A 14,696-nucleotide genomic window follows, 5' to 3' on the forward strand; every position below is an offset into this window, starting at 1 on the left:
AGATTCCCTCTGCTCATTGATCAAATATGATGCGTCTATGAAAGTTACTGATTACTTCGAAAAAGCCAATGGCCAGACTCTGATATCATTTGAAGTATTGCCCCCCATCAAAGGAGGTGGCATAAAATCCATCTTCAAGACCCTGGATCCCTTGATGGAGTTCAAGCCCCCTTTTATTGATGTGACCTATCATCGCGAAGAATATGTCTACAAAGCGAATAAGAACGGCTATTATGAAAAAACATCCATACGAAAGCGACCAGGTACAGTAGGAATTTGCACCGCCATCATGCATCGCTATGGTGTCGAAGCAGTTCCTCATTTGTTGTGTGGCGGATTTACCAAAGAAGAAACAGAAGATGTACTGATCGATCTCAACTTTCTGAGTATAAAAAATGTTCTGGCACTGCGGGGTGATGCACGAAAATTTGAATCTTCGTTCTCACCTACACCTGGTGGCCATCACTATGCCATTGACCTGGTTCGCCAAATCAGGAACATGAACAAAGGAAAGTACCTCGATGATAATATTGAACATGGTCAAAAAACAAATTTTTGCATTGGCGTAGCCGGTTATCCCGAAAAACATTTTGAGGCGCCCAATATGACTACAGATTTAGAACTGACTTTTGATAAAATCAAAGCAGGTGGAGAATACATCGTCACCCAAATGTTTTTCGACAACAAAGCCTATTTTAATTATCTTGAACTGTGTAAGAAAATAGGTATTCATGTCCCGATCGTACCGGGGATTAAGCCCTTGACGAAGATATATCAACTTACTTCGATCCCCCGATTTTTCCACGTCAATATCCCTGAAGAACTATCCAAGGAAGTATTGAAAGTAAAGGATGACCGTAAAAAAGTCAAAGAGGTGGGTATTGAATGGTGCATTCATCAATCCAAAGAACTTAAAGCTGCAGGCGTGCCGTGCATCCACTACTATACGATGGGAGACTCGAAGACCATCCGGCGCATTGCAGAAGCCGTGTTTTAATTAGGTGGTAGGTGGTAGATAGAGTAGTAATCCTGAACTTAGGATTTGTAAGCTTGCCTAACCCGCAAATTTTATGGCTTTTGATTTACCCACCTGGCGTTGATTATTGTTTTATACCCTTTGTATTTGATAATGCCGTATCGCTGGCAAAAATCACCCTAACCCGCTTTATTCACCACGTCAATTTATTATTACACATGATACACAGTGCATCAATTGCTTAATTTCCAAAATCGGGCATATTACACAGCCCAATTTTGGGTGACGTTTGACTTTTGAATCATGCGGGCTAAGTCGAGAAGTCTGTCGGATCAAGCACCCACCACCAACAATTAATCATCAACCATCAAGAGAGGACCTACCCCGTGGAATCAACCTTCTGATAATAAACCACATTTTTGCTTTGTTCGCCGGATTCACCAATATGAATACTGGTCACTTTCAATTCTCCGGTATCAAGAACTTCTCTGATTTCCATCGATCGCACTTGGTTATCCTCCAGCTTTGAGGTCGTGAGTTTATTTTTACCACGCACCTTTGTTACATACTTCCAATCCGTTCCCGATGCTTTCCGGGGAACACCGTCAGTATGTATTGTATAACCAAGAAAACCATTCTTATCATCCCTCGTTTGCCACTCCGAATGAATCATCATCATATTGTTGCGAACCTGCTGAATGGTATAAATATTCTCTTTTTTATCTACATCGACTTGAACCTCAGAACGCTCTGGAACCATCTTCCACCTACCGACAAACTTATCCATAAATAGTACGTTTAATTATCAATTAATAAAATAATATTTGGCTAAGGCCAATACAATCATCCTATTATTCTAATTGATCCACATTAAATAAAACGACCATATTCTCGATATGTTTTACCCGATCGGGAAATAAAGTCTTAAACTTTCTAGCTAGATTTACACTTTTCACAAGCGGGAATCTATTCTTCCTAACACTGAAAAGCGAGTAAAGTCTGGCCTTTCTTTCACATATTCTCACGATGCAGAATATACGAAAAATATTAGGATATTTAACAATATATCCAAGTTATAAATAATAATAATTACCTATGTGTCCAGAATAAATCCAATCAACCCTTTTGCAGTTTTATCAGGTTGTCTCATAAGTGTCTACCGGCGGGCACGTGCATATCAGATTACGATCTCCATAGGCATTGTCAACCCGGGCCACCGGGCTATAGAACTTGGATTGTTCCCGCAAAGAATCGACGGGATACAAAGCCTTGGACCGATTATAGGGAAAATCCCAATTATCGTCTGTCGCTAGATAGAGTGGATGAGGTGCGTTAATCAGAACATTGTTGTCAGCCGGATATTCACCGCGAGCAATTTCATCAATTTCTTGCTTAATCTGAATCATCGCTTCACAAAAGCGATCCAACTCCTTTTTATCTTCGCTTTCCGTGGGTTCGATCATCAACGTACCGGGAACCGGAAAGGAGAGGGTTGGTGCATGAAAACCATAATCAATCAATCGTTTAGCTACATCTTCAGCCTGGATACCCACCTCTTTAAACATACGTAAATCAAGGATCAACTCGTGGCCAACCCAGCCGCCGGCACCGGAATACAACACCTCATAGTGTGGAGACAATACCTTTTTGAGATAGTTCGCATTTAAAATCGCATATTTCGTTACGTTCTTAAGTCCGCGAGAACCAAGCAACCGGATATATGCATAAGAAACCAGCAGTATATTCGCAGAGCTGTAGGGCGCTGAGGCCACGGGCTGAATGGATTTGGCCTTGTGAGAGTCCTCTACAAACGGATGTGACGGCAGGTAAGGAGCGAGAAGTTCATTTACAAATACGGGGCCCATTCCAGGACCACCGCCACCATGGGGAATAGCAAATGTCTTGTGCAAATTCAAATGACATACATCCGCACCTATTGTTCCCGGCGAGGTGTATCCAATCTGTGCATTCATGTTGGCCCCATCCATGTAAACAAGTCCTCCAACCCCGTGTATACTCGCGCAAATAGTTAATATTTGTCGTTCAAAAATACCATGGGTAGAGGGGTAAGTCACCATTAGAGCAGCCACCTGATCGCCCAGCTCTTCAAGCAATGAGTTCAAGTGACTTAAATCTATATTGCCCTGGTCATCCGATTGGACAATCCGAACCCGATAACCTGCCAGGATGGCAGATGCCGGGTTTGTTCCGTGAGCCGAGGATGGAATAAGCACAATCTGGCGTTTATCATCACCTCGATCTTCATGATATGCTTTGATAAGCAACAGCCCTGTATATTCCCCTTGCGCACCGGAATTGGGCTGGAACGTATACGCCGATAGATCAGTTAGTGCACACAAGTATTCACCCAGTTCATGAATAATTTCTTGATACCCCCTTGCTTGATCTTTGGGCACCAGTGGATGCAGTCCTGAAAATTCTGTCCATGTCAGCGGTAATAATTCAGTCGCCGCATTGAGTTTCATCGTACAGGACCCCAATGGGATCATCGAATGGACCAAAGAAAGATCTTTGTTTTCCAATCGTTTGATGTATCGCATCATTTGAGTTTCGGAGCGATAGGAATGAAAGACCGGATGAGTCATAAAATCATCTTTCCGAAGATATTCCTCCTTTATTCCTCCTGAGAATTCCAGATCATCACCATTGGCTTGAAAGATCTCCAGTATTTCCTTGACTTCCTGACTGGTAGATTTCTCATCCAACGAGATCTGAATCCCATCGGAGGTGTACAGAAAGTTATATCCGGCTTGAACAGCTCTTTCCTGAATACGATGCTTTTCTGAATCAGGTATTTTAATCGACAAGGTATCAAAATAGCATAAATCCTCCACCGAGTACCCGCTTTTTTTCAGTGAACGTGCCAGTCCTGCTGTCAGCAGATGTATTTTTAAAGCAATTCGTTTGAGATTCTGCGGACCATGATATACGGCATACATGCCTGCTAAAATTGCTAAAAGGGCCTGTGCGGTACAAATGTTGGACGTGGCTTTTTCTCTTTTGATGTGTTGTTCCCGGGTTTGTAAAGCCATCCGATAGGCGGGGTGCCCGTTGATATCTTTACTCAATCCAATGATCCGGCCTGGGATATTCCGTTTAAACTTTTCTTTGCACGAAAAATAGGCGGCATGTGGACCGCCATATCCCATCGGCACACCAAATCGTTGGGTACTGCCTACAGCAGCGTCGTACCCCAAAGCACCAGGTGATTGCAACAATGTAAGGGATAAAAGATCGCAAATGGCCACCAGTCCGATATTTTCTTGTATGAGATCGTCTATCGATGTTCCGATGTGAGACACATCTCCTTTGGAATCGGGGTACTGCATGGCTACCACTACAGCACGGGTGGCATCAATATCAGAAAGTGTTTCAAAATATTCCACCGTGTAGCCTTGTGAACTCAGGCGTGATTCGATTACTGCTTTCGTCTGCGCAAACACCTGCTCATGTACATAGCATACGAGCTTTGGATTTTTCTTATTCTTTTTATTCACAAAATCAGCCACCATGGAGATGGCCTCGCCGGCTGCGGTTCCTTCATCAAGTAATGAAGCATTCGCAATCGGTAATCCCGTCAGATCTGACACCACGGTTTGATAATTAAACAAAGCCTCCAGTCGACCTTGCGATATTTCAGACTGGTACGGTGTGTACTGCGTGTACCAACCGGGATTCTCGAATATGTTCCGACGAATAACGGATGGCGTAAAGGTATCATAGTACCCCTGCCCGATCAAACTTCGAAGGACCGTATTCTTCGTACTTTTCTTTCGTATTAATTCCAGGTATTGAAACTCAGTAAGCGGATCGAGTTTTAGGGACATTCGATCGCACAGTATGCTGAGCGGGATCACATCATGTACCAATTGGTCCGCGGAAGAAATTTTCAGCTCGGATACCATTTCATCCAAATCTGAAGCGGATAAGCCGATGTGTCTGTTTTCAAAATTGATAAGCTGGTCGCTTTGACGTTCATTCATCACACACTAAATTTAAATTTTCAAAGGGTGTATGAATGACTCTAACCGGTCATTCTATCTATCACCCGGTACGCTGGATACTGACCAAACCCGATCACGAGCGCATTTTGGAAACTCAGTGCGAAAAATGGTCATTATACCCGGGCGTCCCGGAATATCAAACCATTAAAGCCCAAATTGTTTGCGAATATCATCCACCCGGTCTTCCTTCTCCCACGTAAAGGTCTCTACCTTCCGTTCATTTTTGGTTCCGTTGCTTCCAAAATCGACTAATTTATGGCCGGGCATGCGTCCCATATGGCCATAAGCAGCAGTTTCTTCAAATATAGGCTGGTCTAGTTTGTAATCCCTGATGATAGCGGCAGGCCGAAGATCAAACAACTCCTGAATTATGACAGCCAATTCACCATCGGTAAGTCCTACACGGGAACCTCCAAATGTATTCACATAAATACTGACCGGATCGACGACACCTATGGCATAGGCCACCTGGACCAGTATCTTGTCCGCTACACCAGCTGCTACAAAATTCCGCGCAATATGTCGGCTGGCATACGCCGCTGACCGATCAACTTTCGTGGCATCCTTACCCGAAAAAGCACCGCCACCATGAGCTCCTTTGCCACCGTATGTATCTACGATAATTTTTCGTCCTGTCAATCCTGTATCACCGTGCGGACCGCCAATCACAAATTTTCCTGTGGGATTGATTTTATATTTGATGTGATCATTGAAAAGCTTTTGGATATCAGCCGGACAGCTTTCGATAACGCGGGGAATCAGAATTCGTTTGATATCGTTATTAATTTTTTCCAGCATGCGCTGATCATTTTTATCAAACGGATCGTGCTGAGTCGACAATACAATATCACTGATACGCATAGGTCTGTGATCGTCGTCGTATTCGATCGTGACTTGAGATTTGGCATCCGGTCTCAGATAAGGGATTTCTACGCCGGATTTTCGCAACACTGTCAATTCTCGCAGTAGCCGATGTGCCAGATATATCCCCAAAGGCATGTACGTCTCGGTTTCATTCGTTGCATACCCAAACATCATCCCTTGATCACCCGCTCCTATTTCACGTTGTCCATCACTCTTTTTTTGATTAACTCCCATGGCGATATCGGGCGATTGTTCATGAAGTGCATTCATGATACCGCAGCATTTCGCATCAAATTGGTATTCGGAGTTATTATACCCGATCTTCTCTATCGTATGCCGGACCACATCTTGTAGTTTGACATAGGCATTGGAACTGACTTCTCCGGAAACAACCACCATACCTGTGGTGACCAACGTTTCACAGGCTACCCGGGATTCGGGATCCTGGCGTAAAAATTCATCCAGTATGGCATCTGATATTTGGTCAGCAACTTTATCCGGATGTCCTTCAGATACAGATTCAGACGAAAATAAATAAGGCATAATTAACTAATTTTACTTAATGTGACAGGACAAAAGTTTGCGTCCATCAATATAGCCTTCCAACACGTCTCCACGTTCGACCTTTCCAACTCCAGCCGGTGTTCCTGTAAAAATCATGTCACCTTCATTCAGTGTGAAAAACTTAGACAAATAAACGATAATATCTTCATAGGAGAAAATCATATCATCGGTATTTCCTGATTGCACCATTTTGCCATTCCTATGCGTTTCAAACAAAATTGAATCTTGCAACCGAGTATTGACCGAAATAAATCGACTTAAAGCTGCAGATTGATCAAAGCCCTTGGCTATTTCCCACGGGTGCCCCTTTTCTTTTAACTTTGTCTGAAGATCCCGGGCCGTAAAATCAATTCCAAAAGCTACTTTATCATAATAGTTCGAAGCCTCTTCAGGTGCGATCGCTTTTCCATTTTTACTAATCCTGATAACGATCTCCCCCTCATACTGAACGTTGTTCGAAAAGTCAGGGAGATGAAAATCGTTATTATCCAAAAGCAGGGCCGTTACTGGCTTGCAGAAGATAAGAGGCTCATCAGGAACAGGATTATCGAGCTCCCGTGCATGTTCACGATAGTTTCGACCAACACAAAAAACCTTCATTAGTATTTTACATTTTGCAGACCGGTAATTTCTCTTACTTCCCGCAAGGTATCCTGAGCTTTTTTTCGGATGTCTGCAGAGGATGCTTTAATTTGATCCCGGTATTTTCTTTTCTCTTGCGTGATTTCAGCGTACCGTTCCTGCATGGGAGCCAGGTAATCCAGCAGCACGTCTGACACGGATTGCTTCAGATCGCTGTACATCAGCCGGCTGTTCCTATAATCTTCTTCCAGACGCTTATAAGTTGCTTCGGCACCACAGACTCGAAGGATTTGGAATAAGTTCGCCACTCCGGGACTCATCGAATCTGGATCAGCCTCTCCCGAATCTGTCACCGCAGAATTGATTTGCTTCTGAATACGGCGCGGATCACCGAAGACATTGATCACGTGCTTGTCGCCCAGACTTTTACTCATTTTTTTATTGGGATCTGCCAGAGAAAGCACCTTGGGAACTTCCGTATACAAAGGCTGCGGTGTTTTGAAATAATCCACCTTATAGGTAGTATTAAACCGTTGGGCTATACCCCGTGCCAATTCAAGATGTTGTTCCTGATCCTTCCCTACCGGCACATGATCGGCCCTGTAAATCAAGATATCAGCAGCTTGAAGTACCGGATAAAAAAATAAAGCGGAGGAAACCAATTCATCTTTCCCGCCGGAATCCCTGAGATAACTGCTCTTATCTTTGAACTGAACCATTCGGCTTAAGTCCCCGTAAGAACATACCGAAGATAAGATCCAACAAAGCTCCATGTGCTCCGGGATCAGAGATTGCACAAATAAATTTTCCGTTTTAATTCCAGCCGCCAGCAACTGATATATCATCTTCCACGTGGCTTCCCGCAGTTTCTTGGGATTGTATGGCATCGTCATAGCATGTAAATCGGCGACACCAAATACACAGGAATATTTGTCCTGAATGTTGCGCCAATTGCGTACTGCTCCCAGGTAATTGCCAAGATGGATCTCACCGGTAGGTTGGATAAGCGACAGGATTTGTTGAATAGATTGCTGGGACATTATACTTCTTTCACCGCGATGGCAGAAACTTCTACACGAACATCTTTCGGTAACCGGGAGACTTCCACCAGTGCGCGGGTAGGTGCGGTATCTTCCTTGAAATAGCTTCCGTAAACGGCGTTGATCTGACCGTAATGTTCCATATCTTTCACAAAGACAGAGCAGCTAACTACGTTGTCCATCGTGCAATCATTGGCTGCCAATACCGCTTCCACGTTCTTCATGACCTGGTGGGTCTCCTCTTCGATGGAGTCCATGACCAAAGTATTGGTAGCGGGATCAAGTGCAATCTGTCCGGACACAAACACCATCGGACCACCAACCACTATCGATTGATTATAAGGACCTACGGGGGAGGGCGCTTTTTCAGTATTTACTATTTTCTTACTCAAAATCCTCAGATTCTGCCGCTTTCACTAAAATGCGTCCCCGGTAATATAAATCGCCATCGACCTGGTATGCGTTGTGGTAAATGTGAGACTCTCCGGTGGACTGACATGTTGCAATCTGAGGTACCGGTGCTTTCAAGTGTGTCCTTCTCTTTCGCTTACGTTGCTTGGAGATTCTACTCTTTGGGTGTGCCATAAGTTGTTATTTTCTAATCGTCAAAATTAATATTTTTCAGCACATCCCATGTAGGGCTTGTGCGATCTGAATCCATCTTCTTTTTGTCCTGAAGTACTTTCAGAACCTTCATATCACAGGGCGGCTGCTCCTCTTCTTCACATTCATACACATTGATCATGGGCATCGACAGCACAATAGACTCATACACCAATGGGCGCAAATCCAATTCTACTGTTCCTTCTTCCAGGGTCAGCACCTCCTCTTCATCCTCCACGCTTTCCTTTGAAGCGCTTTGTAGATTAAAAAAATACTGATTACTGGTCTCTACCGGAATCCGTATCGGCACCAGACATCGATCACACGCTGCAGCAAACCATCCATCTGCTTCCACATTCACTATATATAGTCCTGGTTTTTTATCAACAAAAACCCGTACCTCATATGCTGCTTCACCGATGGGTGATTGCTCAAATTGTGCAAAAAACTTCGTGGCAACCGTGGTTTCTATAGTAGTAACCCCTACTGGCAAACCCGGCAAACTCAAAACCAACTCCTTCCAGCCTTCCATGACAAAGAACATTTTGATTCAGAAGCGCAAAGGTACGCTTTTACTTTTATTATTTATAATATTGCGAGAGTATTTGATCGGGATAAAATTAATATTCCTTCAGCTGCATGTAATTCATAGCCAATACTGCTCAACACTTTGGATTATCTGTCTACCCGAGAGGATGGCCCGACTTATACCAGCCCTGGAATTATTTACCGTTGAACGCTTTATTTAACAAGGATCGCACTCCCCTGCGGCCCCTGAAGATAAAGCTTTTTATCCTTTATATAATAGCTCCTCACCTGCGAAAGAATACCCAAAAAGTCTTGCGCATATGGCGGATCACAACAAACTTCTGTACATGACGCTGGTCCCAGCTTGATCTGCTTTTCCGTCACCTCCATCACATCGGCACCACAGGTATTCACAGGAAGCTGAATATCCAATCCTGCCGAGTCGAGAAACTCAATCCGAATTTCCTTCCCTGTTTCATTCGGCTCCCAGCTGCCATTAGCCCGGACAAGACCTTCCAGTTTCCATTCCGTTCCCCACAAATCGTCCGGTAAATCTTTTTTGTCACATCCTGTCCAAAGAACTGAAAAAAGGAAAACAATCAATATGTACTTGTGTATAGTCATGGGTAATTCCAATTTGTACTTTCCCTTTCGTCCACCCAAAAATCCCTGCACCTTACACCCTGCACCTTTCCTTTCTCCTTTCACCGTTCACCGTTCACATTTCGCCTTTCACCTTACTAAACCATCTCCTCCGGTCGCACCCATTGATCGAACTCTTCTTCCGTCAGATAGTTCAGCGCCAGTGCAGCCTCTCGCAATGTCGTATGTTCTTTGAAGGCTTTCTTCGCAATTTCTGCTGCTTTGTCGTAGCCAATGTGCGTATTGAGCGCAGTGACGAGCATCAGGGAGTTGTTGAGGTGTTCTTTGATCCGTGCTCTATTCGGTTCCAGTCCTTCAATGCAATGCTTTCGAAAACTATCGCACGCATCTGCGATCAGATCCGAAGACATCAGTAAATTGTAGATCATCACCGGTTTAAAAACGTTGAGTTGAAACTGTCCACTCATACCTGACACGGATACCGTGGTATCATTTCCTATTACTTGAGCCATCGCCATCGTCAATGCTTCACACTGCGTTGGATTGACCTTTCCGGGCATGATGGAACTGCCTGGTTCATTCGCTGGAATAGAATATTCGCCGATTCCGCATCGTGGTCCCGAAGCCAGCATTCGGATATCATTTCCGATCTTCATCAGCGATACCGCCACTGTCTTCAAAGCTCCGTGGGCCTCAACAATCGCATCATGAGCAGCCAGTGCCTCAAATTTATTCTCTGCAGTCCTAAATGGGAATCCCGTTAATCTGGCAATGTGCTCGGCAACCTTTACATCATACCCATCAGGTGTGTTGAGTCCTGTTCCGACTGCGGTACCTCCGAGCGCCAGCTCTGAGAGATGATCCAGGCTGGATTCGATCGTTTTTATTCCATGGTTGATCTGGCTCACAAAAGACGACAACTCCTGGCCGACAGTCACTGGGGTTGCATCCATAAAATGTGTTCGTCCGATTTTCACAATGGCGCTGAACGTATCCGCTTTGGCAGCAAATTCATCCCGGAGCCGCTGCAACGCAGGCACTACTTTTTTGACGATTTTCTGATAACCCGCAATGTGCATGGCCGTGGGAAATGTATCGTTCGAGGATTGAGACTTATTGACATCATCGTTCGGGTGCAACACCTTTTTCTCGTCCGTCAGCGATCCACCTTGCAGAACATGTGCTCTGTTAGCGACCACCTCATTCACATTCATATTGGATTGGGTTCCGCTACCGGTCTGCCAGACCACGAGTGGAAACTGATCATCCAGTTTTCCGTTCAGAATTTCCCCGGTGACCCGATCAATAAGCTCCGCTTTTTCATCCTCCAGTACGCCCAGGTCCCGATTTGTAAATGCAGCAGCTTTTTTCAAAATAGCAAAGGCACGAATCACTTCCACAGGCATCTTTTGCCCGCCAATTTTGAAGTTTTCCAGCGATCGCTGAGTTTGCGCGCCCCAATATTTATCTTCTGGAACCTCTACGATACCCAGACTGTCTTTTTCCTGTCGATTTCCCATGATTCTTTTTTATTATTTACTTTTACGAAAAATAAAGGTATTGATTATATCGGAGAATTCCGATCGCCGATACCTCCAAAATTAAGAAGCTATGAGTGAATTAAAAATCATTGCCGCTATTCCCGCGCGATATCAGTCTACCCGATTACCAGGTAAACTAATGGCGGATCTGGGTGGCATGCCGGTCATCCGACGCACCCTGGAAAATGTAAAAAACATGGAGCTATTTGATGAGGTCGTTGTCGTCACGGATTCTGATGAGATCGAATCCGTGGTGGAGGATTTAGGAACCGTTATGCGGAGTCAAAAAGAACACGCTTGCGGCACAGACCGCATAGCTGAATTTGCTACACAATTTGATGCCGATATCATATTCAATGTGCAGGGTGATGAACCTTTTTTGGGAAAAGATGATATCGAAAGAATGATCCGTAAGTTCTACTCCGATCAATCACAAAACATCGACGTCATGTCACTTCGGCATCCCATCAAAGAAAAAATGGATCGCAACAATCCCAACTACGTCAAGGTAGTCAGTGATCTCGATAATTATGCCATGTATTTTAGTCGGTCCAACATCCCTTTCCGACGAAAGGATACTGACACCGACACCTACCGACACATCGGTATTTACGCCTTTCGCAAAGATGCTCTGGTGCAATTTGCCAATCAACCACTGTCGCCGTTGGAGTCCATGGAAATGATCGAAGCTCTGCGCATACTTGAAATGGGGATGAAAATCAAATTATTGGATGCACAGCAGGTCACTATCGGCATAGATACCCGGGAAGATCTGAACTGGGCCAATCAGTTTATTGACAAAAATCAATAAATCCTAAAAAGGGTTGGCTTTGATAAAACATTTCATCAATCCTGGCATTGATATTATTAGAACAAGGGATCATTATCAACTATGGAATGGGATCTCTGTTATTTTTTAACAAATAAAACATATTATTATGGCATTTACACTTCCGGATTTACCTTATGCAGCTGATTCCCTGGAGCCGCATATTGACGAACGCACTATGAACATCCACCATGGCAAGCACCATGCTGGATATACCAAAAACCTAAATGCGGCCATTGAGGGCACGGATTTAGAAAACAAATCGATCGAAGACATCCTGGCGACGATCGACGGGTCTGCAGATGCAGCTGTTCGGAACAATGGAGGTGGATTTTACAACCACGCTCTGTTTTGGAAAATACTAAGCAAGGATGGCGGTGGACAACCTTCGGGAGAACTGGCTTCAGCTATCGATGATTCATTTGGCAGTTTTGATGCTTTTAAAGATGCATTCAGTAAAGCTGCAGCAACTCAATTTGGTTCCGGATGGGCCTGGTTGTGTGTACATGACGGTGGAAAATTAAGCGTTTGCTCTACAGCGAACCAGGACAACCCACTCATGCCAGTCATCAAATGCGATGGCACACCAATTCTTGGTATTGATGTTTGGGAACACGCTTATTACCTGAATTACCAGAACAAGCGGCCCGAATACATCTCTAATTTCTTTGAAATCGTCAATTGGGATCAGGTTGCTGAAAATTATGCAGCCAATAAATAAACGAGGTTTCAAATAAATTCCAAAAACTACAATGTCCGCCGGATTCTCCGGTTGGACATTTTTTTTTCCATAATCTACATTTCCTGCTGAATTGATTCAAAATACGGTTCTCCATTATTTTTACAAGTCAATAAATCTTAATTTTGTGGCTCAATACAAGATCAATTCATGAAGCTGACAGACGAAATCAAAAAACGACGAACTTTTGGAATCATATCACACCCGGATGCCGGTAAAACAACACTTACAGAAAAACTCCTGCTATTTGGTGGTGCCATTCAGACTGCCGGCGCCGTAAAATCCAATAAGATAAAGAAACATGCCACATCGGATTTTATGGAGATCGAACGACAACGGGGAATTTCCGTAGCCACCTCGGTCATGGGATTTGAATACCGTGATCTCAATATCAACATCCTGGACACCCCCGGGCACAAGGATTTTGCCGAAGACACCTATCGTACATTATCAGCAGTGGACAGTGTCATTGTGGTGATCGATGTCGCCAAAGGAGTCGAGCCTCAGACCGAAAAGTTGGTCGGGGTAGCCCGAATGCGTCAGATTCCCATGATTGTTTTTATCAACAAACTCGACAGAGAAGGTAAAGATCCTGTTGACTTGTTGGATGAGGTCGAAGAAAAACTGGGGCTAAGCGTACTTCCGCTCAGTTGGCCGATCGGGATGGGCCAGCGTTTCAAGGGCGTTTACAATATTTACAAACAAGAGTTGATCCTGTTTGATCCCCACGGTCAGCAAGATGAAGACAACATCCTCAAAATCACCAATCCGGATCTGGAGACACTGGAGCCTTTGGTGGGAAAATTCGCTGCGGAAGAGTTTTTATCTGAGTTGGAAATTGTAACCATGGTATACGATGATTTTGATCGGGATGCTTACCAAAAAGGCGACCAGGTTCCAGTATTTTTCGGCTCTGCAATTAATAATTTTGGGGTGAAAGAGATGTTGGACGGTTTTGTCGAATTTGCGCCCTCACCCTTGGCTCGCCAGACGGAAGAAAGAGTCGTCCGGCCCGAAGAAGATGATTTCTCCGGTTTTGTTTTTAAAATCCATGCAAATATGGATCCGCGCCATCGGGACCGGATTGCTTTTCTACGTATAGTGAGCGGTAAATTCGAACGAAATAAATTTTATCATCACGTCCGGAAAGATACCAAAATGCGGTTTTCAAATCCTACCACCTTTATGGCTGCCCGAAAAGAACTCGTAGAAGAATCTTTTCCAGGTGATATTGTAGGATTGTATGATCCTGGTAACTTCAAGATTGGTGATGCACTGACAGACGGCGAAGTTTTACACTTCAAAGGGATTCCACGATTTTCTCCCGAACTTTTCCGTATGGTTATCAATAAAGATCCATTGCGTTTCAAACAGTTGGACAAAGGGATCCGGCAGCTGATGGATGAGGGGGTAGCTCAATTGTTTACGCAAGTTATGGGAAATCAAAAGGTCATAGGTACTGTTGGAGCGCTCCAATTTGACGTCATCAAATACCGGCTGGAACATGAATATGGAGCGAACTGTGACTACCATCAGGTCAATATTCACAAAGCCATATGGCTCGAAATCCTGGATAAAGAAGAATTTCGGGACTTTGAAAAACGAAAAATGAAAGACCTGGCTTACGATAAAGACGAACAACTTGTCTATCTCCCCGAAACGGCCTGGGCATTGCAAATGGCCCGGGACAATTATCCGGGAATCAAATTTCATGAGACCTCGGAGTTTTAGGTTTTTAGGGCGCCCCGAAAGATCGAGGCTTTTAGGAGTTAGGACGCTGCGCTTTTAGGGCACCGGTCTGA

Annotated in this window: 14 protein-coding genes; 4 read left to right on the plus strand and 10 right to left on the minus strand. The window is 44.2% G+C overall.

Annotated elements, in window-relative coordinates; translation table 11 throughout:
• Nucleotides 1-37 precede the first annotated feature (37 nt).
• Nucleotides 38-997, plus strand: coding sequence for a methylenetetrahydrofolate reductase [NAD(P)H] (gene metF / locus KUV50_RS06185; RefSeq protein ID WP_222579231.1), 960 nt, complete (start codon nucleotides 38-40; stop codon nucleotides 995-997).
• A 358-nt stretch (nucleotides 998-1,355) separates the two neighbouring features.
• Here the strand turns inward: metF and KUV50_RS06190 are convergent, their stop codons facing one another.
• The 10 genes from KUV50_RS06190 to fumC form a co-directional block, all read right to left on the minus strand.
• Nucleotides 1,356-1,763, minus strand: a complete 408-nt coding sequence (locus KUV50_RS06190; protein ID WP_222579232.1) for a hypothetical protein — start codon at nucleotides 1,761-1,763, stop codon at nucleotides 1,356-1,358.
• Between the two features lie 349 nt (nucleotides 1,764-2,112).
• Nucleotides 2,113-4,980 carry an aminomethyl-transferring glycine dehydrogenase gene (gene gcvP, locus KUV50_RS06195; protein WP_222579233.1) on the minus strand — a complete coding sequence of 956 codons (2,868 nt, stop codon included), beginning with the start codon at nucleotides 4,978-4,980 and terminating at the stop codon, nucleotides 2,113-2,115.
• A 165-nt stretch (nucleotides 4,981-5,145) separates the two neighbouring features.
• Nucleotides 5,146-6,408, minus strand: coding sequence for a methionine adenosyltransferase (gene metK / locus KUV50_RS06200; protein ID WP_222579234.1), 1,263 nt, complete (start codon nucleotides 6,406-6,408; stop codon nucleotides 5,146-5,148).
• Nucleotides 6,409-6,420: 12 nt separating this feature from the next.
• Complete coding sequence (locus KUV50_RS06205; RefSeq protein ID WP_222579235.1) at nucleotides 6,421-7,029, minus strand: fumarylacetoacetate hydrolase family protein; 609 nt, start codon at nucleotides 7,027-7,029, stop codon at nucleotides 6,421-6,423.
• Nucleotides 7,029-8,051, minus strand: coding sequence for a tryptophan--tRNA ligase (gene trpS, locus KUV50_RS06210; protein WP_222579236.1), 1,023 nt, complete (start codon nucleotides 8,049-8,051; stop codon nucleotides 7,029-7,031). The genes KUV50_RS06205 and trpS overlap by 1 nt, the downstream gene beginning before the upstream one ends.
• Nucleotides 8,051-8,443: a Rid family detoxifying hydrolase gene (locus tag KUV50_RS06215; protein WP_222579237.1), complete on the minus strand. Its 393-nt coding sequence runs from the start codon at nucleotides 8,441-8,443 to the stop codon at nucleotides 8,051-8,053. Before KUV50_RS06215 ends, trpS begins: the two co-directional genes overlap by 1 nt.
• Nucleotides 8,436-8,636 carry a 50S ribosomal protein L32 gene (gene rpmF, locus KUV50_RS06220; RefSeq protein ID WP_222579238.1) on the minus strand — a complete coding sequence of 67 codons (201 nt, stop codon included), beginning with the start codon at nucleotides 8,634-8,636 and terminating at the stop codon, nucleotides 8,436-8,438. Before rpmF ends, KUV50_RS06215 begins: the two co-directional genes overlap by 8 nt.
• A 13-nt stretch (nucleotides 8,637-8,649) precedes the next feature.
• Nucleotides 8,650-9,186, minus strand: a complete 537-nt coding sequence (locus KUV50_RS06225) for a YceD family protein (RefSeq protein ID WP_222579239.1) — start codon at nucleotides 9,184-9,186, stop codon at nucleotides 8,650-8,652.
• Between the two features lie 209 nt (nucleotides 9,187-9,395).
• The gene (locus tag KUV50_RS06230) at nucleotides 9,396-9,806 is read right to left on the minus strand and encodes an META domain-containing protein (protein WP_222579240.1); all 411 of its coding nucleotides are present in this window, start codon (nucleotides 9,804-9,806) and stop codon (nucleotides 9,396-9,398) included.
• 116 nt (nucleotides 9,807-9,922) lie between these two features.
• Nucleotides 9,923-11,305 (minus strand): class II fumarate hydratase, encoded by a 1,383-nt coding sequence (gene fumC / locus KUV50_RS06235; protein WP_222579241.1) that lies wholly within the window; start codon nucleotides 11,303-11,305, stop codon nucleotides 9,923-9,925.
• A 91-nt stretch (nucleotides 11,306-11,396) separates the two neighbouring features.
• On the opposite strand from fumC, the gene kdsB reads away from it, so the two are divergent.
• The 3 genes from kdsB to KUV50_RS06250 all read left to right on the plus strand — a co-directional run bounded on the left by kdsB (nucleotide 11,397) and on the right by KUV50_RS06250 (nucleotide 14,625).
• Nucleotides 11,397-12,137 (plus strand): 3-deoxy-manno-octulosonate cytidylyltransferase, encoded by a 741-nt coding sequence (gene kdsB / locus KUV50_RS06240; RefSeq protein ID WP_222579242.1) that lies wholly within the window; start codon nucleotides 11,397-11,399, stop codon nucleotides 12,135-12,137.
• A 127-nt stretch (nucleotides 12,138-12,264) separates the two neighbouring features.
• Nucleotides 12,265-12,876, plus strand: coding sequence for a superoxide dismutase (locus KUV50_RS06245; RefSeq protein ID WP_222579243.1), 612 nt, complete (start codon nucleotides 12,265-12,267; stop codon nucleotides 12,874-12,876).
• Nucleotides 12,877-13,044: 168 nt separating this feature from the next.
• Nucleotides 13,045-14,625 carry a peptide chain release factor 3 gene (locus KUV50_RS06250; RefSeq protein ID WP_222579244.1) on the plus strand — a complete coding sequence of 527 codons (1,581 nt, stop codon included), beginning with the start codon at nucleotides 13,045-13,047 and terminating at the stop codon, nucleotides 14,623-14,625.
• The last annotated feature ends 71 nt before the right edge of the window (nucleotides 14,626-14,696 follow it).

The sequence above is a fragment of the Membranihabitans marinus genome (assembly GCF_019802045.1).
Classification (GTDB): domain Bacteria; phylum Bacteroidota; class Bacteroidia; order Chitinophagales; family Saprospiraceae; genus Membranihabitans; species Membranihabitans marinus_A.

Coding starts and splice junctions, on each gene's coding strand:
- metF (WP_222579231.1), top strand. CDS start 38: ATGAAAGTTACTGATTACTTCGAAAAAGCCAATGGCCAGACTCTGATA.
- rpmF (WP_222579238.1), bottom strand. CDS start 8,636: ATGGCACACCCAAAGAGTAGAATCTCCAAGCAACGTAAGCGAAAGAGA.
- KUV50_RS06230 (WP_222579240.1), bottom strand. CDS start 9,806: ATGACTATACACAAGTACATATTGATTGTTTTCCTTTTTTCAGTTCTT.
- KUV50_RS06245 (WP_222579243.1), top strand. CDS start 12,265: ATGGCATTTACACTTCCGGATTTACCTTATGCAGCTGATTCCCTGGAG.
- gcvP (WP_222579233.1), bottom strand. CDS start 4,980: ATGAATGAACGTCAAAGCGACCAGCTTATCAATTTTGAAAACAGACAC.
- metK (WP_222579234.1), bottom strand. CDS start 6,408: ATGCCTTATTTATTTTCGTCTGAATCTGTATCTGAAGGACATCCGGAT.
- trpS (WP_222579236.1), bottom strand. CDS start 8,051: ATGTCCCAGCAATCTATTCAACAAATCCTGTCGCTTATCCAACCTACC.
- KUV50_RS06225 (WP_222579239.1), bottom strand. CDS start 9,186: ATGGAAGGCTGGAAGGAGTTGGTTTTGAGTTTGCCGGGTTTGCCAGTA.
- KUV50_RS06190 (WP_222579232.1), bottom strand. CDS start 1,763: ATGGATAAGTTTGTCGGTAGGTGGAAGATGGTTCCAGAGCGTTCTGAG.
- KUV50_RS06205 (WP_222579235.1), bottom strand. CDS start 7,029: ATGAAGGTTTTTTGTGTTGGTCGAAACTATCGTGAACATGCACGGGAG.
- KUV50_RS06250 (WP_222579244.1), top strand. CDS start 13,045: ATGAAGCTGACAGACGAAATCAAAAAACGACGAACTTTTGGAATCATA.
- kdsB (WP_222579242.1), top strand. CDS start 11,397: ATGAGTGAATTAAAAATCATTGCCGCTATTCCCGCGCGATATCAGTCT.
- fumC (WP_222579241.1), bottom strand. CDS start 11,305: ATGGGAAATCGACAGGAAAAAGACAGTCTGGGTATCGTAGAGGTTCCA.